This is a genomic window from Actinomycetota bacterium (assembly GCA_019347675.1).
In the GTDB taxonomy this organism is placed as follows: Bacteria; Actinomycetota; Nitriliruptoria; order Nitriliruptorales; family JAHWKO01; genus JAHWKW01.
In genome coordinates, this window is the sequence record JAHWKW010000008.1 from 125,980 (window position 1) to 150,777 (window position 24,798).

General features: G+C 71.4%; 18 protein-coding genes and 1 pseudogene. 3 read left to right on the plus strand and 16 right to left on the minus strand.

The annotated features are described in order from the left end of the window. Positions 1 to 74: 74 nt before the first annotated feature. Both rsrA and KY462_07180 read right to left on the minus strand, forming a co-directional pair. Positions 75 to 332 carry a mycothiol system anti-sigma-R factor gene (gene rsrA / locus KY462_07175; protein MBW3577508.1) on the minus strand — a complete coding sequence of 86 codons (258 nt, stop codon included), beginning with the start codon at positions 330 to 332 and terminating at the stop codon, positions 75 to 77. 62 nt (positions 333 to 394) lie between these two features. Further along, positions 395 to 1,018: a sigma-70 family RNA polymerase sigma factor gene (locus tag KY462_07180; GenBank protein ID MBW3577509.1), complete on the minus strand. Its 624-nt coding sequence runs from the start codon at positions 1,016 to 1,018 to the stop codon at positions 395 to 397. A gap of 696 nt (positions 1,019 to 1,714) precedes the next feature. Between KY462_07180 and KY462_07185 the strand changes: the two genes are divergently transcribed. Next, positions 1,715 to 2,587: a hypothetical protein gene (locus tag KY462_07185; GenBank protein MBW3577510.1), complete on the plus strand. Its 873-nt coding sequence runs from the start codon at positions 1,715 to 1,717 to the stop codon at positions 2,585 to 2,587. Further along, complete coding sequence (locus tag KY462_07190) at positions 2,584 to 3,054, plus strand: hypothetical protein (GenBank protein ID MBW3577511.1); 471 nt, start codon at positions 2,584 to 2,586, stop codon at positions 3,052 to 3,054. Before KY462_07185 ends, KY462_07190 begins: the two co-directional genes overlap by 4 nt. Positions 3,055 to 3,166: 112 nt before the next feature. Here the strand turns inward: KY462_07190 and secA are convergent, their stop codons facing one another. From secA to KY462_07235, 9 genes are all read right to left on the minus strand, one after another. Continuing rightward, the gene (secA, locus tag KY462_07195; GenBank protein ID MBW3577512.1) at positions 3,167 to 6,109 is read right to left on the minus strand and encodes a preprotein translocase subunit SecA; all 2,943 of its coding nucleotides are present in this window, start codon (positions 6,107 to 6,109) and stop codon (positions 3,167 to 3,169) included. A gap of 125 nt (positions 6,110 to 6,234) precedes the next feature. Beyond that, positions 6,235 to 7,116 carry a matrixin family metalloprotease gene (locus KY462_07200; GenBank protein ID MBW3577513.1) on the minus strand — a complete coding sequence of 294 codons (882 nt, stop codon included), beginning with the start codon at positions 7,114 to 7,116 and terminating at the stop codon, positions 6,235 to 6,237. A gap of 111 nt (positions 7,117 to 7,227) precedes the next feature. Beyond that, complete coding sequence (locus tag KY462_07205; GenBank protein MBW3577514.1) at positions 7,228 to 7,827, minus strand: response regulator transcription factor; 600 nt, start codon at positions 7,825 to 7,827, stop codon at positions 7,228 to 7,230. A gap of 129 nt (positions 7,828 to 7,956) precedes the next feature. After that, complete coding sequence (locus KY462_07210) at positions 7,957 to 8,688, minus strand: hypothetical protein (GenBank protein MBW3577515.1); 732 nt, start codon at positions 8,686 to 8,688, stop codon at positions 7,957 to 7,959. Between the two features lie 137 nt (positions 8,689 to 8,825). After that, positions 8,826 to 9,875: an SIS domain-containing protein gene (locus tag KY462_07215; GenBank protein ID MBW3577516.1), complete on the minus strand. Its 1,050-nt coding sequence runs from the start codon at positions 9,873 to 9,875 to the stop codon at positions 8,826 to 8,828. Then, positions 9,872 to 10,057, minus strand: coding sequence for a Trm112 family protein (locus KY462_07220; protein ID MBW3577517.1), 186 nt, complete (start codon positions 10,055 to 10,057; stop codon positions 9,872 to 9,874). Before KY462_07220 ends, KY462_07215 begins: the two co-directional genes overlap by 4 nt. Positions 10,058 to 10,083: 26 nt before the next feature. After that, positions 10,084 to 11,454 (minus strand): phosphomannomutase/phosphoglucomutase, encoded by a 1,371-nt coding sequence (locus KY462_07225; GenBank protein MBW3577518.1) that lies wholly within the window; start codon positions 11,452 to 11,454, stop codon positions 10,084 to 10,086. Between the two features lie 82 nt (positions 11,455 to 11,536). After that, positions 11,537 to 11,866, minus strand: coding sequence for a hypothetical protein (locus KY462_07230; GenBank protein MBW3577519.1), 330 nt, complete (start codon positions 11,864 to 11,866; stop codon positions 11,537 to 11,539). 219 nt (positions 11,867 to 12,085) lie between these two features. Further along, positions 12,086 to 12,607: a DUF3499 domain-containing protein gene (locus KY462_07235; protein ID MBW3577520.1), complete on the minus strand. Its 522-nt coding sequence runs from the start codon at positions 12,605 to 12,607 to the stop codon at positions 12,086 to 12,088. Between the two features lie 521 nt (positions 12,608 to 13,128). Between KY462_07235 and KY462_07240 the strand changes: the two genes are divergently transcribed. After that, positions 13,129 to 13,554, plus strand: a complete 426-nt coding sequence (locus KY462_07240; protein ID MBW3577521.1) for a metallopeptidase family protein — start codon at positions 13,129 to 13,131, stop codon at positions 13,552 to 13,554. Here the strand turns inward: KY462_07240 and KY462_07245 are convergent, their stop codons facing one another. The 5 genes and pseudogenes from KY462_07245 to KY462_07265 form a co-directional block, all read right to left on the minus strand. Beyond that, entirely contained in the window at positions 13,555 to 15,168 is a 1,614-nt protein-coding gene (locus tag KY462_07245; GenBank protein MBW3577522.1) for a hypothetical protein, read from the minus strand. Positions 15,169 to 17,531: 2,363 nt separating this feature from the next. After that, positions 17,532 to 18,209 (minus strand): annotated as a pseudogene (locus KY462_07250) (glycosyltransferase family 2 protein). Positions 18,210 to 18,365: 156 nt separating this feature from the next. Next, entirely contained in the window at positions 18,366 to 18,572 is a 207-nt protein-coding gene (locus KY462_07255; protein ID MBW3577523.1) for a WhiB family transcriptional regulator, read from the minus strand. A gap of 348 nt (positions 18,573 to 18,920) precedes the next feature. Then, positions 18,921 to 21,839, minus strand: coding sequence for a hypothetical protein (locus KY462_07260; protein ID MBW3577524.1), 2,919 nt, complete (start codon positions 21,837 to 21,839; stop codon positions 18,921 to 18,923). Between the two features lie 129 nt (positions 21,840 to 21,968). Continuing rightward, on the minus strand, positions 21,969 to 24,593 hold the full coding sequence (locus KY462_07265; protein MBW3577525.1) for a bifunctional FO biosynthesis protein CofGH: 2,625 nt from the start codon (positions 24,591 to 24,593) through the stop codon (positions 21,969 to 21,971). Positions 24,594 to 24,798 lie beyond the last annotated feature (205 nt).

The window sequence follows — 24,798 nt, forward strand, 5'->3', positions numbered from 1 at the left end:
AGGGGCGTCCACACCCAGCCCTCTCGCCGTCCGGTCCGCAGTGACGCGGAGCCGGCGATGCTACCGGCCCCGGTTCAGGCTTCTGCGGCAGCCTCCCGCAGGACGGCGGTCTCGCGGCAACGCCCCCGGACCCTCTCCAACAGCCCAGCGGGGGCGGTCTCGGCGGCGCGGGTGCGGATCACCTCACGAAGTTGGCGCTCGAACTCGGCGCGATCCCCGCACGGGAAGCACCGAGCCAGGTGCATCGAGATGTCGGCGATCTGCGCGTCGTCCAGTTCACCATCGAGGTACCTCTCGAGGCGCTCGAGCGCTTCAGGACAGTCGACCCTCATGCTGCCGTCACTGCCACGTCCTGCGTCGCTCACGGTCGGTCCCCCGGCGATGTCGTCCTCGATCACACACGTTCGGCGGCATCCCGTCCCAGGATCCCGCGCTCACGCGCGTACTCGGCCAACGCCTTCTCGAGCTGTTTCCTTCCCCGGTGCAGACGCGACATCACCGTGCCGACCGGCGTCCCCATGATGTCGGCGATCTCCTTGTAGGAGAAGCCCTCCACATCGGCGAGGTACACCGCCATGCGGAACTGCTCGGGAAGGTCGGCGAGGGCCTGCTTCACCTCATCGGCGGTGATGACGTCGAGCACCTCGTGCTCGGCGGAAGCGCCCGCCCCGGCGAGCCAGTCGTAGAGCGAGAACTCCCCGACATCCTCTTGGGGGTACTCGTCGGGACGCCGTTGCTGCTTGCGGTACTGGTTGATGTAGGTGTTGGTGAGGATGCGGTACAGCCACGCGCGCAGGTTGGTGCCCTGTTCGTACTGGTGGAATTTGTCGTAGGCCTTGGCGAACGTCTCCTGGACGAGATCCTCGGCGTCGGCGGGGTTGCGCGTGTAGCGCAGGGCTGCGCCGTACAGCCGATCGAGGTAGGGAAGGGCCTGCTCCTCGAACAGCCGCTGACGCGCTCGCTCGGTGAGCTCCTGGCGGACGGGGCCCTGGTCGCCCGCGCTCGTGCGGTCGCTCATCCATCCTCCACGCGCTCGACGGTGCTTGGGGTCGCGTGCGGCCTGCGTGCGGCCCTGCGTGCGACGGCCGTTCAGGCGGCTCCGCGCGCTTCGACGTCGTCCGACGGCCCACGATCCAGGATAGCCATAGGCCGGGGCGCGTCATTCCACATCCCTCCCGTCCGTCGGCTTCCCATGGGCCCCGCTCCTGAGCTACAAGTTGCGACCAGAGATTGCATGGTGTAAGACGGTCCAACAAGGAACAACCGAGCGACGACCGACCGAGGAGCTCGATGTGGCACGCATCGCTTCCCGCGACGCTGATCGACCACTGCCACGCGGCCTGCGCGCGGCCCGACGCGACGGCCGGTGCGGTCGTCGCCTGACTCGACCTCGCGACGTGTGCGTCGCGCGACCCGGCGGCCCCCTGCCCCCCACCGCCGGACGCCGCCGCACTGGGGCCGGTCCCACCGCTGCCATCGGCGGCGGGACCGGCCCCCTCCGGGACGCGCGGCCATGAACAGCCACGCGCAACAACCGGGAACTGTCACGAGTTCCGGGCACGGCAGCGAGCCACAACGATCGGCCGCGTCCAGGGCTGGGGCGCAGACGGGGGCGCAGACCCCGGCCGGGTTCGGCGGCGGCGCGCAGGATCCACGGTGGGACATCCTCGAGGACCCGACCCCGGCTGGACCGCGTCGCGGCCGGTGGCTGCTCGTGGCAGCCACCGCACCGTGGGCGGTGGTCGCATTGCTGTTGCTCCGGCCGTCCGGGCCGGTCGCGTCCGATCTGCAACCCACTCCCGGTGAATCGGCCGCGCCGGACCCACGGACCGGGCTGACCGAGGTGGATGCCACCAACGGGTCCCAGGCGTCGCTGGCCGGAGAGGACGCCACCAACGGTTCCCAGGCCTCGCTGGCCGGGGAAGACGTCGCAACGACCGATCCGGCGACGCGGGCGACCACCGAGATCCTGCGGTTCGGTCCGCGGGTGACTCCCGGCCCATCGGAGGCGGCGGCGACCGCGGTCCTGGTCGCCCGGGGCTGGCTCGGTGAGGTCGGCCCAGATCTGCCGTTGCCGTTCCAACCAGCCGGCACGACCGCCTACGTCGAGCATCTGGCGGTGGCCTCGGTCGATCTGCCGTCACCCGACCTCGCCGTCGTCACGGTCGTCGGCGTGCTGCTCGACGTGGCCGACGGTGAGTACACCGGCGCACGACCGGTTCGGGTCGCGGTTCCCGTCCGCCTCGACGCCACAGGCGCCCGCCCGGCGGGCGAGCCGTGGTGGCTCTCACCGCCCGAGCTGACCGCGGACCCGCCCAACTGGGAGCCTGTGGACGACGAAACCCTGCTGGCCGATGCGGGCGCGGCCTTGGTCTCGGCCGGCTACGCCGACGTGGACGTCCGTTCTCTCGATCGGAGCGACGGCTGGCCGCTGCGGGTCACGGCCGTGGCGGTCGCCCCGTCCGCCACCGCCCCGCGCGAACACCGCCTGTGGCTGCGTGAACACCTCGGCGAGCTCGTCGTCGCCGGCCAGCCACCTGCCCGGCGCACTCCCCACGCCGCCGCGACCCCGGAGGCGCCCTCATGAGCGTCGGTGCGCAACCGATCCCCTCGCGCAGGAGGCGGCCACAGCGACCCGCCGCCGGCCACCCCGACCCCCTGCGACTGGCTCGCGCGGTGGCGTTCACGTTCCTGGAGATCGAGGCCGGGCGGCGGCCTGTGGCCCAACTGGCACCCGTGCTCGCCCCGGCTCTGCAGGTACGACTGTCGGAGATCGCGCGGCGGCCAGGGCCCGGGCCCGCCGCTGACGCCATCGTCGCGGTGCGCGCCACGTGCCCGACCCCCGACGTCTGCGACGCCGCGATCGTGGTCCGCCGCGGCCGCCGTGTCGGCGTGCTGGCGATCCGCCTGGAGCGTTACCGCCACGCGTGGCGAGTCGTCGAGCTGGCCCGCCCCGAAGACCGTGGGCGGTCGGCCGCGGCCAGGTCGATGCACTCGCGCACGCGGGCAGCCCCGGTGGCCGGTGCCGAGTTCTCGGGCGGCCGCCAGCCGTAGCCAGACAGGGGGACCTGCCAGGTCCTCCTGACGGTGATGTGGGAGGGCACCTGGAGGTTTCGCGGCCACGGCGCCTCCGCCAGCGGTGAGCCGGCCACCATCCGACCGATGTTCAGGCTCCGTGGCACCTCTTGTACTTCTGGCCCGATCCGCACGGGCACGGGTCGTTCCGGCCGACCTTGTCCTGGACCGTGCGCTGCCCACCGGCCTGTAGCTGGCGGACCGTGCGCCCCTCCTCGGTGCGTTCCACCGAGCCCTGAGTCGCCGTCGGCTGCGCCCCGCCAGCAGGCGTCATCGAGCGGGGCGACGACGACGCCGACGACACGTACGTCAGCTGCTTCCCACGATCCTCCCTGGGCAACTCGGGCAACTTCACTCCGGCTGCCTCCGCGGCCGCCTGCGTCGCCGCGATGTCGCCCGCGGCGTCCGCGTCGGGCTGGCCGTCACCGGTCGGGGCGGGCTCTCGCATCACCGCTTCGCGCGCCAGCTGCGTGGCTCGCCCAGCGGCGCCGTCTGTCTGCGCCTGCGCCGCTGCGGGCGCCTCCTCACGCTCGATCGGGACATGGAAGAAGTACGTCGCGGCCTCGTGCCGCACCCCGTACATCATCGCGACGAAGCTCTCGTAGGCCTCACGCTGGTACTCGGTGAGCGGGTCGCGCTGGCCCACCGCGCGCAGACCGATCCCGTCGCGGAGTGCGTCCATCTCGTACAGGTGCTCACGCCACTTGCGGTCGACGATCGTGAGGATGATCCTGCGCTCGACCTCCCGCATGATCTCGGCGCCGACCTCCTGCTCGCGCAGCTCGTACGCGCCGAAGGCGTCGTCGATCATGTTCTCGGTCAACTTGTCGCGGTCGACGGTCTCGAGGTCCAGCCCGTCGAGGTCGTAGCCGAGCGGGAAGATCTGCTCGAGCTCGCGCCGCAGCATCTCCAGGTCCCACTCCTCGGGGAACACCCCGGGCGGGGCGTACAGGTCCACGGCGTTGCGGACGGCGTCCTCGATGAACGTGGCGGCGATCTCCTCGACCGCCTCAGGATCGCCCTCCAGCAGCTTCTGGCGCTGCGTGTAGACGACCTCGCGCTGCTTGTTCATCACGTCGTCGTACTTCAGGACGTTCTTGCGAATGTCGAAGTTGCGTGACTCGACCTGGCGCTGAGCGTTGCCGACCGCCCGCGTGACCAGCTTGTGCTCGATCGGCACCGTCTCGGGCACGTTCAACCGGGTCATGATCCGATCGACCGCCTCCGCGTTGAACAGCCGCATGAGGTCGTCTTCGAGCGACAGGTAGAACCGCGACTCGCCGGGGTCTCCCTGCCGTCCCGACCGGCCCCGCAGCTGGTTGTCGATGCGCCGCGACTCGTGGCGCTCGGTGCCCAGCACGTACAGACCGCCGGCGTCGAGGACCTCCTGGCGCTCGTCGGCGCACTTGGCCTTGAAGCGGTCGAAGGCGGCGTGGAAGACACGCTCGCGCTCGCCCTCGGAGGCCTCGGGGCCGAGCATGGCGACCTCGTCCTTGGCCATCTCCTCGGGGTTGCCTCCCAGGATGATGTCCACCCCGCGCCCCGCCATGTTGGTCGCGACGGTGACCGCGCCCTTGCGGCCGGCCTGGGCGATGATGTGGGCTTCCTTCTCGTGGTGCTTGGCGTTGAGGACCTGATAGGAGACGCCGCGGCGGCGGAGCATCTCGCTCAGACGCTCGGATTTCTCGATGGAGACGGTGCCGACCAGGACGGGCTGGCCCCGGTCGTAGCGGGCGGCGATGTCCTCGACGACCGCCTCGAACTTGGCACGCTCGGTCTTGTAGATCAGGTCGGCCTTGTCAGCCCGGATGATCGGCTTGTTGGTGGGAACCACGACCACGCCCAGGTCGTAGATCTCCTTGAACTCCAGCTCCTCGGTCTTGGCGGTCCCCGTCATGCCCGCGAGCTTGTCGTACATCCGGTAGTAATTCTGGAGGGTGATCGTGGCGAGCGTCTGGTTCTCCTCCTTGATCCGCACACCCTCCTTGGCCTCGATGGCCTGGTGCAGACCTTCGGAGTAGCGCCGGCCCTCGAGCACGCGACCGGTGTGCTCGTCGACGATCTTGACCTCGCCGTCGCGGACCAGGTACTCGACGTCGCGCTTGAACAGCTCCTTGGCCTTCAGCGCGTTGAGCAGGTGGTGCACGAGCGAGGTGTGCACCGACTCGTAGAGGTTGTCCACCCCCAGGATCTTCTCGACCTTGGCGACACCGTCCTCGGTGATCGCCACGGTGCGCTTGGCCTCGTCGACGACGTAGTCGCCGGTGGTCTCGTGGGTACGCGGGTCCTCCTCGCCGCGGCTGAGGTTGGGAACCACCCGCCGGGCGAAGATCTGGTACCACTGGGCGGACTGCTCCGCCGGGCCGGAGATGATCAACGGGGTGCGGGCCTCGTCGACCAGGATCGAGTCGACCTCGTCGATCAACGCGAAGTTGTGGCCCCGCTGGACCTGCATCCGCACGTCCCACGCCATGTTGTCGCGCAGGTAATCGAAGCCGAACTCGTTGTTGGTGCCGTAGGTGATGTCGGTGGAGTAGGCCGTGACCTTGTCTTCACGTGACTGCTGGGCGTGGACGAGGCCAACGGTCAGTCCCAGGAAGCGGTGCACCGCACCCATCCACTCGGAGTCGCGCTTGGCGAGGTAGTCGTTGACGGTGACGATGTGGACGCCCTTGCCTGCCAGGGCGTTGAGGTACACCGGCATGGTCGAGGTGAGGGTCTTGCCCTCACCGGTCTTCATCTCGGCGATGTTGCCGTCGTGCAGGGCGCACGCGCCGAAGACCTGCACGGGGAACGGCTTCTGAGCCAGGACGCGCCAGGCGGCCTCGCGGACGACCGCGAAGGCCTCGACCTCGAGGTCGGCGAGGGTCTCACCGTCGGCCAGCCGCCGCTTGAACTCGTCGGTCTTGGCCCTCAACTCGGTGTCGGACAGCTGGACGACATCGCCCTCGGCGGCGAGGACCGCATCGGCGATGCGCTGCAGCTGCTTCGCCGTGCGACCCTCGCCGAGGCGGAGGAGCTTGTTGAGGACCATCGGCTTCGACCTTCTGGAGCAGGGATGTTTCGATCAGGTGCACATCTATCAGACGGACGTCGAGGGTCGACGCGTACCAGCGTCAACGCGTTCCCATGGTACGTGCGGCACGGCCGGGTGCTCGATCAGGCACGCAGGCGCGCGACGGGTGGTGGCTGCGGCGACCGCTGGCAGCCCGACTCCAGGCCCAGCTGGCGGAGGCCGGTGCTGTCACCCACGCCCCACCGGACGGTCGCGGCAGCCCGGCCACGCTCACCTCCGGGATGCATGATCTCGCGCTCGTCATCCACGTGACCCAGACCGACCAGGTGCCCGGCCTCGTGCAGCAGCACGGTCCCCCACGACCGTCCGGTCCCGAAGCCTGGACGCAGCGTGTCTGTGGCGTCGAGGTAGATCGCGCCCGAGACGAGCCCCGGCTGAGCGCCGGCCGGAACGATCTGGGCGACACCGACGACCGGTCCTTGCAACGACGGAACCTGTGCGGGATCGGTCCAGGAGATCAGGACCGGCGCCCAATCGGCGCTGCCGTACCGGTCCGGCTGTACGGGGTCTCGTTCGTCGTGCGGCGGCTCGTCGGTCTCGCCGGCGAACGTGAACGTCAGGCCGGTCGCGTCGGTGACCCGTGACAGGGCGGCCTGGACGTCAGCGAGCGCCGTCGGGTACGGGGCGCGGGTGAGGTTGGTCACGTAGCGGATCGGGGTGCACGGATCCCACCGCAGCGGTGCGCCGTCGGAGTGGACGTACTCGAAACGGTAGGTGCCCTGGCCGGCGGCATCCGAGGCCAGCCCGGGAACCGGGGGCGACCAGCCAGCGAGCGAAGCCCGGTTCCACGCCAGCGCCAGCGCCGCGACCGCCAACGCCGCCAGGATGGTGACTGCCAGCAGATCCCGTCCGCGCCGGCTGCCCTGCGCCGCCCGGTGTGGGGCCACAACGCCCTGGCTGGGGAGGCTGGGGAGCGTCGGTGGGACGCCGACGAAGTAGTCGTCTCCTGGCGGGTGCGGATCCACGGGTGGGATGTCGACCGTGGGGGACGACGTCTTGAACGTGGCGTGCGTCGCGGGACGGTTCGATCCGGCCGGACCGTTGGCGACCCGCGTGCTGATCGCACGATGGCCCGGTCAGATCTCCAGCAGCTTCTCGCGGACCGCGTAGACCACGGCCTCCATCCGCGAGTGCAGGTGCAGCTTCTCGAGGATGTTGCGCACGTGGTTCTTGACCGTGTTCTCGGAGATGAACAGGGCCTTGGCGATCTGGCGGTTGTTCATGCCCTGCGCGACGTGCTGGAGGACCTCCATCTCGCGCGGCGTGAGCCGCGGTGCGGGGACCTGCTCCTTGTCCTCCTCCTTCTTCACCATCGCAGCGAACTCGTCGAGGAGCTTGGAAGCCATCGACGGACTGATCAGCGACTGCCCACCGTGGACGGAGCGGACCGCGTCGCCCACCTCGTCGATCGAGATCTCCTTGAGCAGGTACCCGTTCGCGCCGGCCTTGATGGCCTCGTACAGGTCGTCCTCCTCGTCGCTGATCGTCAACATGAGGATCTTGGTGTGCGGCAACTCCTCTTTGATCTGCGCGGTCGCGTCGATGCCCGACACCTCGGGCATGCGCACGTCCATCACCACGACGTCGGGGACGGTCTCGGACGTCAACGCGACCGCGTCGGCCCCGTCGCCCGCCTCCCCGACGACCTCGATGTCCTCCTCGTCTTCCAGCACCATCCGCAGGCCCCGGCGGAACAGCTCGTGATCGTCGGCGATGAGGACGCGGATGCGCTCGTCGGGCACGTGTGCCTCCTCGAGATCTCGGGGACCGACCGGCGGTCAAGGCCGACCGACCCGTCGCCGAGTCTAGCCCAGGCCATGTCCGGGGACCGGCGTGTGCGGTGCCCCTGCCAGCCGACCGAGCCGGTGGGCGCCAGCCCTGGCCACGACCGCCACCGCCACCTCCGCGGCACCGGCCTCACGTAACGCGGCGGCCACCACGTGCAGCGTCGCGCCGGTGGTGAGGACGTCGTCGACGACCAGCAGCCGCGCCCCGCCGAGCCGTGCGCAGGCCCTGTAGGTCCCCGCGGACAGCATGCGGCGCGACGCCGTGGGCAAGCCTGACTGATCCCGGCGCGGTCCGGCAGCCCGCAGCGCGGGGACCAGCGGCCGGTGAACGGCCGCCGCGACGGGTGCGGCCAGCAGCGCCGCGTGGTCGAAGCCGCGCTGGCGGAGCCGCGACCGATCGGACGGCACCCACGTGACGGCATCGACCGGCGCGGCCAGCGTCCTGCAAACGAGCGCCGCGAGCAGCTCCCCGAGGCCAGGCCACACCGACCAGACACCCGCCGCCTTCCCGGCCACGATCGCCGCGGCGACCGGCCCGGCGTAGCTGAACGTCGCGTAGGTGGCGACGACCGGGGCGTGCTCGTCCCAGCAGCGGTGCGGAGAACGGCCGTCGCCACAGCGGGCGCATCGGCGGGGCAGACGGTGGCGGCTGGCCTGTTGAGCGCATGGCGGGCACCACGGCGGGCCCCCGCGGGCACCGCACGCGACGCAGCGGGCGGGTACGAGCACATCGGCGAGCCGTCGCAGCACGCTGCCCAGGATGCGGGGCTGGTGGCCGCGACGCTGCTCGTTCCACGCGGCGGCTGTGGACAGCCCTCACCGCGCCCCCACCCGGGGCGTCCGGACCCGTTCGACGCGGACGGCGACGACACCGAGCGCGCGCCGGTTCACGGGGATGGCTCTGCGAGCCGCCGTTTCAGCGCCTCGATCGCGCGGACCGGTGTGGGGTCCTCACGCCCGAGGTAGGCGAGCCGGACCGACAGCAGGTCCACGAGCAGCACCCCGGCGGCGAACCGGGTGACCGAGCTGTCACCTTCCATCTGGATGGTGAGGTGTGTGCCGACCCGGTCGCTCAGCGACCGGCGGATGATCGAGAAGCGTCGCCGCACCTGGGGATGCTCATCAGCGGGGCTGCGCACGTCGACGATCGCGAAGCGGGCGCCGGCGTCGCTGTTGGCGCCCCACCCCACGATCTCGTTGTGGTCGCGTTCGGGTAGCTCGTGACAGAACGCCGGCCGCTTGGCGTTCTCGTTGACCTGGCACTTGGCACGCAACGCCACCACCGCAGGCCACCCGCGCGCCCCGTAGAAGACGGGGATGAGACCATCCAGGGCGGCGGCCAGGTCGTCGACGGGGTCGGCCGCGGCCCAACGATCCAGGCACGCAACGAGGTGGTCGGGGACGCTGGCGAGCTGGTCGACCATCCCGTCGAGCAGGCCGGCCGCTTCGAGACCGGCCAGCACCGCCACCGTGAGGCTGGGCATGTTGGCACGGGGCTGACCACCGGCGGGGACGGACACGGTCGGGAAGCCCTCAGAGGCGGCCCGTCGAGCCAGCTCTCCCCCGGCGGTGACGGCGTAGCGGGGGGCGCCCACGGCCCCCGCGGCGTCGCACGCGGCGAGGGTCTCCTCGGTCGAGCCCGAGTAGCTCACGGCGACCACGAGCGTGTCGGGCCCGACCCAGCCGGGCAGCTCGTAGCCCTTAACGGGGATGACCGGGACGCGTCCGTGTTCGGCGGCGGCCACGACCGCGACGTCCGCGGCGATCCCCGAGCCTCCCATGCCGATCAACACGACCGCACGGACGTCGTCGGCTGACACCGGCGGTGGCGGTGCCTGCCGGGCACGCGCGACCGCCTCCGCCCACTGGCGGGGCGAAGCCTCCACCGTGGCGAGCATCCCGGCGGAGTCGAGGCCGGCTAGCTCGACGCGGCTCACGCGCCGGCGCGGCGTGAGGGCTTGGTCGCCTCCTCGACCAGCATCACGGGGATGCCGTCTCGGACGGGGTACTGCAGGCCGCACTGCTGGCAGATGATCAGGTTGCGCCGTTCCTTGTGCTCCACCTGCCCGTGGCAGTCGGGGCAGATCAGGATCTGGAGCAGCTGTGGGTCGAGTTGCACGGGGTCCTCCTCGCGTGCGCCGCCGGTCAGCCCTGCTCGTCGACGAGTGCGGCGACCTCGTCGCGGAGTTGCTCCATCGCGTCGGCCGCGGCCGCCTCCACGTTCAACCGCAGCAACGGCTCGGTGTTGCTGGGACGCAGGTTGAACCATCCCCACTGGCCGGTTGTGTCGACCTCCTCTAGCTGCACCGTGAGGCCGTCCGTCCAATCCAGCTCGCCGCGGGCGCCGAAGACGTCGGCGACCCGCTCCAACGTGGCGTCCTGGTCGTCGACCTCGAAGTTGATCTCCCCGGATTGGGGGTAGCGGTCGTAGGGTGCCACGACCTCCGACAGGGGCTGGCCGCTCAACGACACGGCCTCCAGCAGCAGCAGAGCCGCGACCAACCCTGAGTCCGCCCGGTAGTTGTCCCGGAAGTAGTAATGCCCCGAGTGCTCGCAGCCGTACACGGCCCCCGTCTCCGCCATGCGGGCCTTGATGAACGAGTGGCCGACACGCGTGCGGACCGCCTTCCCGCCGCCGGCGGTGATCGTCTCGGGGACGACCTTGGAGCAGATCAGGTTGTACAGGACCGTGGAGCCGGGCTCCTTCTGCAGAATCCGGTCGGCGACCACGGCGGCGAACAGCGATGGCCGCACCGGTTCGCCCCGCTCGTCGACGGCGAAAGCGCGGTCGGCGTCGCCGTCAAAGGCGAAGCCGATGTCAGCGCCGTGATCGGTGACCGCGGCGCGTAGATCGGCCAGGTTGCGCACGTCGGACGGGTCGGCCGGGTGGTTGGGGAAGCTCCCATCCAGCTCGAAGTACATCGGGACGATGTCGAACGGCAGCCCCTCGAACACGGCGGGCGCAACGTGGCCGGCCATGCCGTTGGCCGCATCGACGACCACCGTCAGCGACGACAGCGCGTCTCGGTCGACGAACGAGCGCACGTGCTCGGCGTAGGCGGCCAGCAGATCCTGCTCGCGCTCCTGGCCGGGCTCCCCCTGGGGGTCGAGGTCGCCGTCGGCGACGAGGTCGCGGATACGCGCCAGCCCGGTGTCGATCGAGACGGGGACCGCGCCGGCGCGGCACATCTTGATGCCGTTGTACTTGGCCGGGTTGTGGCTGGCGGTGAACATCGCGCCCGGCTCGTCGAGGTGACCGCTGGCGAAGTACAGCATGTCGGTCGAGGCGAGGCCCACGTGGACGACGTCCACGCCCTGCGAGGTGGCGCCGTCGGCGAACGCCGCGGCGAGCTCCGGCGACGACGGCCGCATGTCGCGGCCGACGACGATCGTGTCCCCGTCCAGGACCCGGGCGGCCGCGGCGCCGATGCGCCGAACCAAGCCGGCATCGAGCTGGTCGGGCACCGTGCCGCGCACGTCGTAGGCCTTGAAGATCGCGTCGAGGTCGACCGGCACGGTGCCCTCCTCCAGGATGTGTGGACTGTACGCCCCTGGGACCTACTGTACGGCCGCACCCGACCGCGCGGCCACGGGGGCTTCAGCGGGAGCGTCGCTCCACCTCAGGCACCACTGGGGTCGGCGGCTGACCCGGCAGGTGGCGACCGATGTACTGCGACCGGGTGCGGCCGTCCTCGCGCCAGTACGCGTACCAGTACGGCCCGTGCGGGCACGAGCGGCAACGGTCCTTGCCGCAACGAACGTGCTCCTGGCGGTAGGTCACCTTCGCGGTCGGCGCGGAGGCGGTCTCGTCGCGCATGACCGGGCCGTCGGCGTGGAGGAGCAGACCGCGCACCAGGATCATCAACCGGCGGAGGTCGTACTGGTCGAGCCGACGGATCTGTGCCACCAGGTCCCGAGGGAGCGCCACGCCCTACCCGCTCGTCGAGTGCGCCGAGTCCGTCCCGATCTTAGGTAGCGACGCGCACCTAGGAAACAACAGCAGCCACAGTCCAGGGTGGACTGGTCAGGTCAGGGGTGGCCTGGCCAGGTGACAGCCAGGGTGGACTGGCCAGGTCAGGGGTGGCCTGGCCAGGTGACAGCCAGGGTGGACTGGCCAGCCAGGGTGCATGGCTGGCCGCGAGCCCTGTCACCACGCCCGAGCGCGTGGGAAGCCGGGCGGGAGATCGGTCGGCGCGGCCCCGCGTCGCTCGTCGACTGGGTCGTGCCGGCTGGTGGCCTGCGCAGCTTCCGAGACCTCGTCGCCCGGTGCGGCGGCGGGATCGCCGTCCCCGCCGAGCGCGGCGGTGGGGTCGCCGCCCCGGCCGAGCGCGGCAGCCAGCACCTCGACGATGCGCAGGCCACCCAGCGCGGGGCGCGCGCCGCCAACCGCCCCACCTTCCGCGGGATCCGTGGTGGCGACGGGCGGGACCTCACGGCCGTCGAGGAGCTCCCAGCCACGGGGAGGGCGGCTGCGATCGGCGTGGTGGATGCACAGGTCGTAGGCCTCGGGTTCGGCTTGGGGCGTCAGCGAGGACAGGACCGCTTTGCGAGCGCCGTAGCTGAAGCGCAGTGTCGCGGCCGCGGGGGTCGGACAGCCCGGGCGGGCGCAGCCGCGGACCGCGGCCCGCGACAGCGGGCGGACCACCTGACGCCGGCGAGCCTCCTGCACGCGAGCACCATAAACCACATCGGTGTGAGACGCGAGGATGCGGAGCGATGCGGCTGCTGCAACGGTTGGCCCCGACGAGCCCGGACGCCGTCCGGCTGTCGACTCCGGTGTCGACTCGGGCCTCTTACCTACACCCTGCGTTACCTAAGCCGATGTTGTCATTACCTGCCGCCCTGCCGCCCTGCCGACCTGCCGACCTGCCGACCTGCCGCCCCGCCCGCTTCCCGACCGAGCCGTCGTCGCTCGTGGTGACGTCCGATCGACCAGGCGCCAGCGCAGGCTCACCGACGTTCCGCCCGGCGCGCACGAGATGCGTCGCAGACGTCACGGGGAGAGAAGAGCCAGCGTGGTGACCGACAGGCGAAGACAGACGCACGCGAACGAAGGAGATGACGAAGGAGACAAAGGTGTCGTCCCGAGTGATCTCCGCACTTGGCGGTCAACCTCTCGGGACGACCTCATCATTGTACCGCAGGCGCGCCCGACTGGTCAAGACCTCGGTTCGCCGTACGCTCACCGCGATGAAGGATCGCCACGCCCGCCACCGTCGCGCCGATGCAGACGGTCGGCGACGACCGCCGGACGGGTTCCGCGCTGCGAGCCTGCGACGTTTCGAGCGTTTGGTCGACGACGCGCTCACGTCCCTACCCGACGAGTTGCTCCGCCACGTCGAGAACGTGCAGATCGTCGTGGAGGACGTCCCGCCAGCGGATGTCCTTGGCGACGGCGACGAGGTGCTGCTCGGCCTGTACCAGGGCGTGCCACGCACGCAGCGCGCCGGCGATCCACCGGCGTTGCCCGACCGCATCACGCTGTACCGGCGGCCGATCGAAGCGCGGGTCGCCAGCAAGCGGGAACTGGCCGATCTCGTCCGGGAAGTCGTGGTCCACGAGGTCGCCCACCATTTCGGGATCGACGACGACCGGCTCGGCGAGCTCGGCTGGTAGTCATCGGGCAGCTCTCGGCTCCGTGGTGTCCGCCGCCCCGTCGACGGGGGAAGCGGTCGGGGTCGGAACGTCCTGCACGTCGGTGATGGTTTCCGACCGGATGGCCGTGCCCAGCGACGTGCCCAGTCGCTGGGGCAGTCCCGGAGCGAACCGCACCGGCGGGACAGGCTGACCACCCGCCCACACCCGGCTGGGAACCCCGGCGCGGGCCAACAGCCGCATCCGTCCCGATCGCTCCACGGAGTGCAGGCCCGCCACGACACCACCGCCGTCGGCCTGCACGAAGATCGCGTGTTGGTCGAGATCGTCACCCGCGGCACTGATGTTGATGTCGATCGCGGTCCCTGGGGGGACGGCAACCTGCCGCCAGTCCTCCGGCGACACGGTGCTGGTCGCAGAGGCGGCGATGATCTCGACGGTCACGGGTTCGGAGGTGGGGTTCACCAGGTGCAGGACCTCGTGTCGCCCGCGGAGCGGACCGGTGGAGATCACCCACTGCGGGTCCACGTCAGGCTCGCCGAGCTGGATCGCGAACCCCGTGCGCTCGGGGTCGGGGTTGGTGATCCGCGTGGCCGCCGACACCACCACCGGGACGCCGTTGGCTGAGGTCACGGTCACGCCGGCCGAGCGGGCGTCTTCGGGGAGCGCTCCACGCAGGTCGATACGGCGGACCGACTCGCCGGGGACGGTCAACTCCTCCAGCCCCTCCGGTGGCGCCCCGCCATCCGGCGTGTGCACGGTGACCGCCAGGGACGCGGGGCTCTCGCTGGCGTTGGCCACCCACAGCCACGACTCGGCGTCGCCGGTACGGAACCACGGGATCGTCCAGGTGTCTTGCGGGGCGGGCGCCAGTGGCGCCAGCGTCAGGCCCTCGACGCCACCGACCGCGGGATCCACGCTCTGCCAGGCCTCGGCCACGACCCGCCCCGCACGCAACCGCACGACAGCGCCGAGGTCGGCGAGCTCGGGGGCGTGCTCGTTCAACGGGATGGTTTTCACAGTCCGGGCTGGGATCCCGACGTTCTTGAGCCGTTCGGGCCGCTGCACGCCGTCGGGTGTGAGGAGATCCACCGCCACCGCCGCGTCGACGTCGAAGGGGTTGACCAGGCTGAGGGCCGCCTGCGCCCCGCCGGCGGTGTTCACGCCGGGCAAGTACCAGGTCGGGCTCGGCTCGGCCACGCACGGCCCCTCGACCAGACCCGCCGGTTCACCGGCCTGTCCGCGGACCCATACCCGCGTGACCGCCGCGGGCGTGCGCCACCAGCGTGCCCAGACGCCGGCCTCCGTCCGCTCGGGCGGCAGGCCGTCCACCCGCAGACCTCCGGCGAAAACCTCGGCTTCCGCCCCACGGGAGATCTCTCCCCCACCGACGGTGTCGACACGGACGACCGACCCGGTGGCGCTCCCGGGCGGCACGGCGGTGATCACGAACATCCCATTGCCCGTGGCGGTGTCGCCCGCCGCGCAGTGCCACGTCCCGGACACGGCCGGCCCCGCCGCGGTGGTCGCAGGGGCGTCCGACGCCGCAGGGGTGAGGAGATCGAGCGTGACCCCGGCGACGATGCCGAGCGCCACCATGGCGAACGCGGTCGGGGTCGAGGTCGGCGCCCTCACCGGCGCTCCTCCACGAACCCCGGTGGGCGCAGCGTCAGGGAGACGGCCAGCAGCAGCATCATCAGCTGACCGATCATGGCCAGCGTCCGCCTCCGCTGCCGCGCGTAGGTCACCACCACCTGGTCGGCGGGACCGGTCACGGTGAAGCGGGCCAGACCGAACTGAGAGCCACCTTCCAACACCGCCCCGTCGGCGGTCGCACGCCATCCGGGATGGGCCTGTTCGGCCAGCAGCACCACCCCGGCAGACGGGACGGCCCCCGCGAAGGTGTCGTCCTCGGCGACGGTGAGCGGTCGGGGGCTGGCGTCGGGCGGGACCTCGCCGCGGCGGGCGACCGACACCGCGACCGCGGGCGAGACGTGGGCCGCCCGCGGCAGCCAGCGGCCGACGCGGTACAGCAAACCGTGCTCGACCGACTGCGGCTCGAGGTCGACCTGATCGTCGAGCGCCGCCTGCAGAGTCGGCGACCGTCCTCCCTCGGGCACGTAGACGTACAGGATGTTGGCGAGGCCCAGCCGCGACGCCGCTGCCGGGTTCGTGTGTGCGGCCGCGTCCGAGATCGCACGCTGCACCAGTTCCAGCAGCTCCGCCGGCCTCGGCGCTCCGTACCGCAGCATCGTCGGGCCATCCGAGCCCACCACGTCCCAACGGATGGCCCCGTGTTCTTCGCTCAGCACGAGGACGCGGTAGGGGCCCAAGGCGTCGTCTTCGGCACCGATGAAGGCGGGCAGAGCCGGCTCGCCGACCACGAATGCGTCCCACGGATCGGTGACCAGGTAGCCGGTCGCTGCCACGCCGCCGAAGACCACCGCCACCGCGGTCCCCGCCACGACGACCTGTCGCCACCCGAATGCGATCTCGCGCAGCACGTCTCCGGCGACGGTGAACGCGATCGCCAGCAACCCGGCGTACGCGAACGCCGCCAGCAGCAGCGGGAGGCCGGGCCACCCGACCGCCCCGTCACCGCTGGCCCCAAGACCCCACGCGGCCAGGACCGACAGCAGCACGACCGCCCACAGCGTGGCCACCGGAACGGGGCGACGCGGGTACCCGACGATCAGGCCCAGCAGGCCGGCCGCCAGGAACGCGACGCCGACCGCGAGCCCCGGGAAGCCGGGCAGCTGCGGGGACAGCGCCAGCCACCGCAGGAACGGTGACGGCATCGCGCCGGGGTCACCGAAGCCGCCCAGGACCGGTGAAGCCGACCCGACCAGGGAGGCCGACCACGGCAGCAGCAACAGCAGCGCCCCGACGACGACCACCACGATCCGGCCAGCGACACCCCGCCGGACCGCCGCCGGAGCAGGTGTGGCGACCACGACGACCAGTCCCACGGCGACGGCGGCGAGGAGCAGCGGCACCGTGGAGGGCTCGAAGGCGATCATCGCTGCGGTGACCAGAGCGGCGCCTGCCACCGCTCGCCAGGCGCTTGGCGGCGCGACCGCGAGGCTGGTCAGATGGGCTGCCGCCAAGGTCAGCGCCGGGATGGCGGCCGCGGTGACCAACCCACCGAGCCTTCCGGTGGTCAAGGCGGCCAGAACCGGAGGACTCAACGTGTAGGCGGACGCGGCCAGGACCCGTGGCACCCGAGCCGGGGTCAGCAGGCGGCCGGCGCGGAGCGTGAGCCACCACGTGACGGGGAGGAACCCGAACAGCAGCAGGCGCGGGGCCAACCAGGCCGACCCGAGAGCCAACATGCCCACCAGGCCCAGCAGGGCCTGCGCCGGTGACGGCGCCCCGGCCGAACCGAGCCCCCCCGCGTCGTTCCACCCCGAGGCGTACACCCGCAGGAACGTGCGCGACGTCGCCGGCCACGGGGCGACATCACCGCCGCGGAGCTCACCGCCACCCAGGAGTGGGACCGCGCTGATCAGGCCGACGACGGTCAGGATCATGGCGGCCACCAGGACCGGCTGCTGTCTGACCAGGCGCACGGCGCGCGGGCCGGGAGACACTTCGTCGGTCGCCCGCTCGTCGGGTGGGGACGGCAGCTCCAGCTCGCCGCCCGCGACCCGGTCGGCGATCGCCTCGGCGTAGGCCCCCAGCCGCGGCGCGGCGCGAGCGAACAACGGCCGCAGCTCGCCGTCGGTGCGGGTCCGGCTGTCCTGCACCGTCCGCCGCAGCCGGATGGTGCTGCCCAGGTTGCGGACGTTCCAGCCCCAGGCGCGCAGCGTCTGCCAGGCGTCGCTCAGCCGGCGGGCGGTGACGAAGGCCGCGACCTTGGCCCCACCGACCACGAAGAACAGCGGCAGGACATAGGCCAGCCGGGCCAGGCTGTAGCACTTGAGCATCGTCGCGAGCGTGTTGCGCTCAGCGAAGTACCGCGGGCCCAGCGGTGCGATCTCACCGAGCCGCTCGTAGTTGGAAGCCGCGCGAACGTGGCGCCCGACGGCAGCCGGTGCCACCTCGACGTCGCGGCCGGCCAGCCAGGCGCGCCAGCACAGGTCCAGATCGTCGCGGAACACGCGGTAGCGGCGGTCGAACCCACCGAGTTCCTCGAACAGCGTGCGGTCCACCAACATGGCTGCGCTGGACACGTACAGGACCGGCCGCACGCGGTCGCGCTGGCCCTGGTCGAGTTCGTCGGGCTCGAGCCCCGAGTCCGGGCGTCCTGTGGGGTCGATCGCCATCCCGACCTGCTGGAGCAACCGCGGGTCGTTGTACTGCAAGAGCTTGGGGCCGACCACCGCGACGTGCCCGTCGCCGTTGGCGTGGGCGACCAGACAGTCGACCGCGTCCGGCTCGAGGATCACATCGTCGTGCAACACCAACAGCCAGCGTGCATGCGAGGTGGCTGCCACGGCGCTGTCGAGGGCCATGCCGACCGCTCCACCGAAGCCGAGATCGCGGTCGGCCACCAGTACCCGTTCCATGCCGAGTCGCTCGCGGAGGATGTGGCGCGACCCGTCGGTGGAGCCGTTGTCGACGGCGACGACCTCGAGCGCCGGGTAGGTCTGCGCCTCCAAGGCCTCGAGGCACTCGCCCAGCCATGCAGCACCGTCGTGCGCGACGACGACGGCGAGAACGCGCGGACTGTCCAGCGCCGCTCCTTCTGGACCGCGTGACGATCACTCGCCGGACGGGTGCACTGCCCAAGCGCGACGCCCGCCGAGCTGGCGGGCGTTGGGAGGGCGACGCTAGCACACTCGGCGGCGAGCACACACCGAGCGGGGCGGCCGGCGCGTTCGCTGGCGGTCCTAGGAAGCGAGCCGCTTCAGCCGCCGGCGCTCCCGTTCACTCATGCCGCCCCAGATCCCGAAGCGCTCATCGTTGCGCAACGCGTACTGCAGGCATTCGTCGCGGACGCTGCATGCCGCGCAGATGCGTTTGGCGTCCCTGGTGGATCCGCCCTTCTCGGGGAAGAAGGCCTCCGGATCCGCATCCAGACACTTGGCATCAGCCATCCAGGGCGCCGGGCCGAGGTCGACCCCGTCCCGCAGGTCCCCGGTCACGGTCGCGGTGTCGGCTACCACAGTGCGCTCCTCGCTCTCGCGCGGACCGGTGCGGTGGCCGCACCGGAAGGGCGGCTCGGCGCTGAGTCCCACGCCGACCACCACGCTGGTGTAGTTACACCGACGTCGTTTCTAGCGGCGGAAGCGGGTGGCGTCAAGGGCCAAACCACGACAGGTTGTGGTCGCCGTCGATGCCCACCCCAATCCATGGGGTTCGATGCCCACCCCGATGCGTGCGGCGAGCGAGGATGGCGGCAGGTCCGGGCGCCGCTGCGCCGCCCTGGTCGGCCTTTCGAACTGTCAGGCTCGGACGCTGCGCCGGATCTCGCGCGCGGTCGCCACCCCGATCCCCTTGACCTCGACGAGCTCATCGATGGTCGCGGCACGGATCGCTTCCAGCGTTGGGAAGCGATCGAGGAGCGCCTGCGTCTTGGCGGCTCCCAGTCCCTTCACGTCGGCCAGCACCGCCTGCAGGTCCGAGCGGGCACCGTTCTCACCGCCGTGGGAAGCTGGCGTGCGGCCGGCCACGACCTCGCGCCCGGCGGCTGCCCGCTGATCGGCCCGGTGGTCGCCGGGGTGTGTGTGGGGCGCGGTGCCCGTGACCTCGGCCCCACTGTGATCGACGGCCGCGTCGGTCTCGCCGGCCGCCCACGACGTCGCGCGCTCGTGTTGGTCCCACGTCGTCGATGTCGCCTCGCCCCGAGGGTCGGACGCGAGCGCGTCGAGGAGAGCTGGCCCCCCGACCGGCCGCGGCTCAGGGTCGGTCGGGGGCTCGTGACCGAGGATCCGCTCTCGGGCGGCGTCGAGACGCCCCGCAAGCTTGCGCCGCTCCCGCCGCGACACCCCCGCAGCGAACTCCTCGACCAGTTCCCGCAGCACACGATGGCGCTCCTGCTCGAGCCGGCGATCACGGGCGTCGAGGTACTCCACCAGGGATGCCTCCATCCGGCCGACGAAGTCGACGAGCTGGCGCACGTGCTCACCCGCGGCGCGGACGTCGGCGGCAGCCTCGTCGCTCGTCACCCGGATGTTGCCGGCAGTCTGCAATCCGACCGCGCGGACGTCGGCGGCAGCCTCGTCGCCGATCGTGCGTACCACCTCGGTCGCCTCTTGGGTCCCGCGTCGGAACTCGGTCGCAGCCCGGTCGATCGCCGCCTCAACACGCTCCTGCAGTCCGACCCCGAGCTCTTGGACCTCACCACCGACCGAGCGCAGCTCCTGGTGGGCGGCGCGCAGCTGCTGCTCACTGCGGTCCAACGCGGTGGTGAGCGCATCCGCGAGCTGGCGACGGTGCTCCTCCAAAACCTGCGGCAGTCGCTCGTCCAGGCCGGCGTCGAGTGCCTGCAGGCGATGGTGGAGGTCGGCGACCACCCGCTCGAGGGTGGCGTCGAGCGCTGTTTGCATCGCTTCGCTGATGCGGCTGACGCGCGCCAGCTGCGTCTCGCTGATGCGGGTGGCCTCCGCCAGGTGGTCTTGGCTGATGCGGGCGGCCTGCGCCAGGTGGTCCTCGCTGCGGCGGGTCGCCTCCGTCAGGTGAGTCTCGACCGCTGCGCGGAGCTCGTCGGTCCGTTCCTGGACGCCGCGGGTGAGCTGATCGGCGCGGACGACGAAGGTCGCGAGCTGCTCGTCGACGGCTGCCCGGGTCGCGGCGTCGGCGGTGACACGGCGCTCCTCGGCGGCGATGAACTGGTCCTCGATCGCGAGGCGGCCGGCTCGCATCTGTGCGTCTTGGGTGGCGAACCGCGCGTCCATGGCGGCGTCGAGTTGCGCCAGCGAGGCTTCCACGGCGACGCGGACGTCCTTGGTCCCGGCGTCGATGCGCACTCCGAGTTGGGTGAGAAGCTCCCGGGCGTCCGCCTCACGGCGGCCCGCGTCCTCGTGGCGCTGTGACACGGCCTGTTCCCGGACGTCCTCGGCGAGCGCCTCCACGCGCCGGTCAAGCGTGGTCGTGCGGTCGGTGGCCGCCTCGACCGCCTGGACCAGCGCCTGCAGGGACTCCGCCGCCTCGACACGATCCTCGCGGATCCGCGCCACCAGCCGCTCGCCCAACGCCGCCACCCGAGCGTCCAACTCGCCGGCGACCTGGCTGACGAGACGGTCGCCGTCGTCAGCTCGGACCAACGCCGCGAGCCGCTCCTCCATCCCGGCCACGACGGCCTCGCCGATACGCCAGGACCCGTTCTCGACCTGCTCCTCGAGGGCCGCCAGGCGGCTCAACAGCGACGTGCGCAGCGCCACGACGGTGTCTTGGATGCCCGCGTCGACGCGCGCCCCGAGTTGGGTGAGGAGCTCCCGGGCGTCCGCCTCACGGCGGCCCGCGTCCTCGTGGCGCTGTGACACGGCCTGTTCCCGGACGTCCTCGGCGAGCGCCTCCACGCGCCGGTCAAGCGTGGTCGTGCGGTCGGTGGCCGCCTCGACCGCCTGGACCAGCGCCTGCAGGGACTCCGCCGCCTCGACACGATCCTCGCGGATCCGCGCCACCAGCCGCTCGCCCAACGCCGCCACCCGAGCGTCCAACTCGCCGGCGACCTGGCTGACGAGACGGTCGCCGTCGTCAGCTCGGACCAACGCCGCGAGCCGCTCCTCCATCCCAGCCACGACGGCCTCGCCGATACGCCACGGCGCGTTGAGGACCTGCTCCTCGATGGCGGCCAGACGGTCGGAGACGAACGTGACGACGGGCCTGACCTGCCCGACGACCTCGGCGTTGCGGTCTTGCTCGACTGCCTCGATCGTTCCGCGGACCACCCGACCGAGGTCGGACAGGGCTGTCTCGACCCGTTCGGCGACGTCGTCGTCGGGTTTGGCGTGCTGGTCCGCCAGCCGCTGCACGTCCTGATCGAGCCGGGCGGCGCGTTCGTCGAGGGAGGCGACGACGTCCTCGGTGGACTCCGCCAGCTGGACCAGACGCACGGCGTGGTCGGTGCTGGCCTGGCGCAGACGGTCGATCTCCTCGGCGAGCCGACGGAAGCGCTCGTCGAGTTCCTCCCCCAGCCGCGCCAGCGCCTCGTGGACCTCCGAGCGCAGCGCGACCGCCTGTGAGGCGGCACTGTCGCGCAGTGCGCGCAACACGGATTCCATCCCGTCGAGGCGTTCGGCGGCGTCACCGAGGAAACGGTTGAGTTCGCGTTGTTCGGTGACCTGGCGCTCGACCGCCTCAGAGAAGAGACGTTCGACGTCCGGTTCGTCCGCGCCCCGCACGAAGAGACTGTCGTCCACGTTCGTCCCCCTCCACGGCCGTCCGGAGCGTAGTCGCGGCGTGCCGATCCGGCGGGGAGTCGCTGCGAACATCGAAGTGGCCAGGGGCCCGCTCAGCCCCCACCGCGGCATCGCCGTGTTGCCCCACGGTCAGACCGTCGCAGCGACGCGGTAGCGGATCCCGGTGGTCTCCAACCGGTCGTAGGTCGTGGTGCGTTCGGCGGCGGGGCGCCCGGCCCGAGCGGCCGTCGCGCGCAGCTCTTCGGGGGACCGACGGATGCCGTGCTCGGATCCGGCCATGCGCGAGATCGTCTCCTCCATCAGCGTCCCGCCGAGGTCGTTCGCGCCGCCCTGCAGGATGGTGACCGCCCCGTCCAAGCCCATCTTTACCCACGACAGCTGGATGTTGTCGATGGCGCCTTGGAGCAGCAGTCGCGCGACGGCGTGCACCCGGCGGGTGTCTTCCCATGTCGGTCCAGGCCGCGCGACCCCGGCCAGGTAGATCGGGGCCTGCTGATGCACGAACGGCAGCCCGACGAACTCGGTGAAGCCTCCCGTCTCTTCCTGGATGGAGCGCAGTCGCTTCAGGTGCGCGACCCAGTGCCGCGGCTCGTCGACGTGGCCGTACATCATGGTCGACGACGAGCGCAGCCCGACCTGGTGTGCTGTGGTGATCACCTCGATCCACGCGGCGGCGGGCAGCTTCCCCTTGGTCAGTACCCACCGGATCTCGTCGTCGAGAATCTCCGCGGCTGTGCCGGGCACCGTCCCCAGGCCGCGGTGTCGCGCTTCCTGCAGCCATTCGCGGATCGAGATGCCCAGCCGGGTCGCGCCGTTGACGACCTCCATCGGGCTGTACGCGTGCACATGGACATCGGGGACCCGGCGCTTCACCGCGTCGAGAATCTCGAAGTAGTACCCGCCGCCGAGGTCCGGGTGGATGCCGCCCTGCATGCACACCTCGGTGGCGCCGGCCTCCCACGCCTCTTCCGCGCGGTCGGCGACCTCGTCGAGGGACAGGTTGTAGGCGTCGCGGTCGGCGCGGCGTTGCGCGAACGCACAGAACCGGCAGCCCGTGTAGCAGATGTTGGTGAAGTTGATGTTGCGGTTCACCACGTACGTGACGGTGTCGCCGACCCGGTCGGCGCGGACCTCGTCGGCCGCCCGACACAGCGCCTCGAGCTCCACACCGGTGGTGTCGAACAGCACCAACACCTCGTCGTCGTCCAGGATGGCGCCCCGCTGCGCGTTCGCGAGGGCCGCGGCGACGTCCCGGCGGATCGCGGTGCGGGCGGTGCCGTGCTCACGAGGACGGTTCGACGCGACCACGTCCGCGGCGATGAAGTGGACGTCTCCGTACACGGCACGTTGGTGTTCGTCGTCGGCCGAGCGGGCGTTCCGCCCATCGGCGGCCGACCCGCCCGCCTCGTCGCCGGAGATGACCGCCCGCATCCCGGCGGTCATGGCCTTGGTCGCAAGGTCGTCAGGGTCCTGCCACGGGTGAGGCCGGGGGCGGTGGCCCGGCCTGGCGAATCCATCGCGTGTCGCCAGGGCCGCCACCGGTCCGCGCATCCGCCCGGCCAGGAACGGGTCGGGTCGCTCGACGTACTCCGGGTAGACGGTCAACCGCTCGACGAGGAGACGACCTTCCTCGGCGGACCGGCGGGACAGCTCGTCGACTTCAGGCCAGGGCATCTCCGGGTTGACGTGATCGGGCGTGATCGGCGAGACGCCTCCCCAGTCATCGATCCCGGCCCGCAGGATCGCGGGGTACCGGTCGGGGGTGAGGTTCGGGGGGGCCTGCACGTGAACCTTCGGGCCGAGGACGATCCGCGCCATCGCGACCGTGGCGAGCAGGTCGTCGAACGTCGGCTCCGGCCGGTCGCGGAAGGCCGTCCCCGGCTTCGCACGGAAGTTCTGGACGATGACCTCCTGCAGGTGGTCGTACTTGCGGTGCAGGTCGCGGAGCGCCAGGACGGTGTCGGCCCGCTCGACCAGCGTCTCGCCGATGCCGATCAGCAGCCCGGACGTGAACGGGACCGACAGCCGACCGGCGTCCTCGATCGTGCGCAGCCGTACCTGCGGATCCTTGTCGGGGGCACTCCAGTGCGCCTGGCCCTTGTCGAGCAGCCGCCGCGACGTCGATTCGAGCATCAGTCCCATCGAGGCCGAAACCTGCTTCAAGGTGGCGAGCTCCGTCCATGTCATCACGCCGGGGTTGAGGTGCGGCAGCAAGCCGGTCTCCTCGATCACCCGGATCGCGACCGCCCGCAGGTACTCCAGCGTCGTGGTGTAACCGTGGGCCTCCAGCCACTGTCGTGCCCGCGGGTAGCGCTCCTCGGGGCGGTCACCGAGCGTGAACAGCGCTTCCTTGCACCCGGCCGCCTGGCCGCGACGAGCGATATCGACGACCTCGTCGGGTGAGAGGTAGGCGGGAACGTCGCGCTTGGGTGGCCACGCGAACGTGCAGTACCCACAGCGGTCGCGGCACAGGTGCGTCAACGGGATGAACACCTTCCGCGAGTAGGTGACCCGTCGACGCCCGTCGGCCGTGACGAAGCCGCCCGCGTCGCGGATCCGGCCGGCGATCGACACGAGGCGCTCGAGCTCGACGCCTCGGCACGTCAGCAGCGACGCGGCCTCGTCGCGCGTGACCGCCAGCCCCTGCTCGGCACGGCGCAACGCACGGCGCCGCAACCGGCCCAGCGCGGCCTCGTCCGGCGTCCGGTCCGCCGATCGCTGGTTGCCTGAGCCGTGCGTCGTGGCGCTCGCCATCGCATCTCCCGGCAGTTGGGTGCGCGGGCATCCTAGGAGTCCGGGTCACGACCGCTTCGCTACTTGAGTGACCTAGTGGTGTCCTGTCCGATTGAAGCGCTGCATTATTGTTCGGTGCCGGTTGCTTGGAGTATGTCGCCGCAGTAGCGGCCGATCGACCCCAGGATCTCTTCGCTGGTCTTGGTCCACACGAACGGTTTGGGGT

Bases quoted from the DNA above. Each gene is read 5' to 3' on its own strand.
- rsrA (MBW3577508.1), bottom strand. From the start codon at position 332: ATGAGGGTCGACTGTCCTGAAGCGCTCGAGCGCCTCGAGAGGTACCTC.
- KY462_07180 (MBW3577509.1), bottom strand. From the start codon at position 1,018: ATGAGCGACCGCACGAGCGCGGGCGACCAGGGCCCCGTCCGCCAGGAG.
- KY462_07190 (MBW3577511.1), top strand. From the start codon at position 2,584: ATGAGCGTCGGTGCGCAACCGATCCCCTCGCGCAGGAGGCGGCCACAG.
- secA (MBW3577512.1), bottom strand. From the start codon at position 6,109: ATGGTCCTCAACAAGCTCCTCCGCCTCGGCGAGGGTCGCACGGCGAAG.
- KY462_07205 (MBW3577514.1), bottom strand. From the start codon at position 7,827: ATGGTGCTGGAAGACGAGGAGGACATCGAGGTCGTCGGGGAGGCGGGC.
- KY462_07240 (MBW3577521.1), top strand. From the start codon at position 13,129: ATGAAGGATCGCCACGCCCGCCACCGTCGCGCCGATGCAGACGGTCGG.
- KY462_07255 (MBW3577523.1), bottom strand. From the start codon at position 18,572: ATGGCTGATGCCAAGTGTCTGGATGCGGATCCGGAGGCCTTCTTCCCC.
- KY462_07265 (MBW3577525.1), bottom strand. From the start codon at position 24,593: ATGGCGAGCGCCACGACGCACGGCTCAGGCAACCAGCGATCGGCGGAC.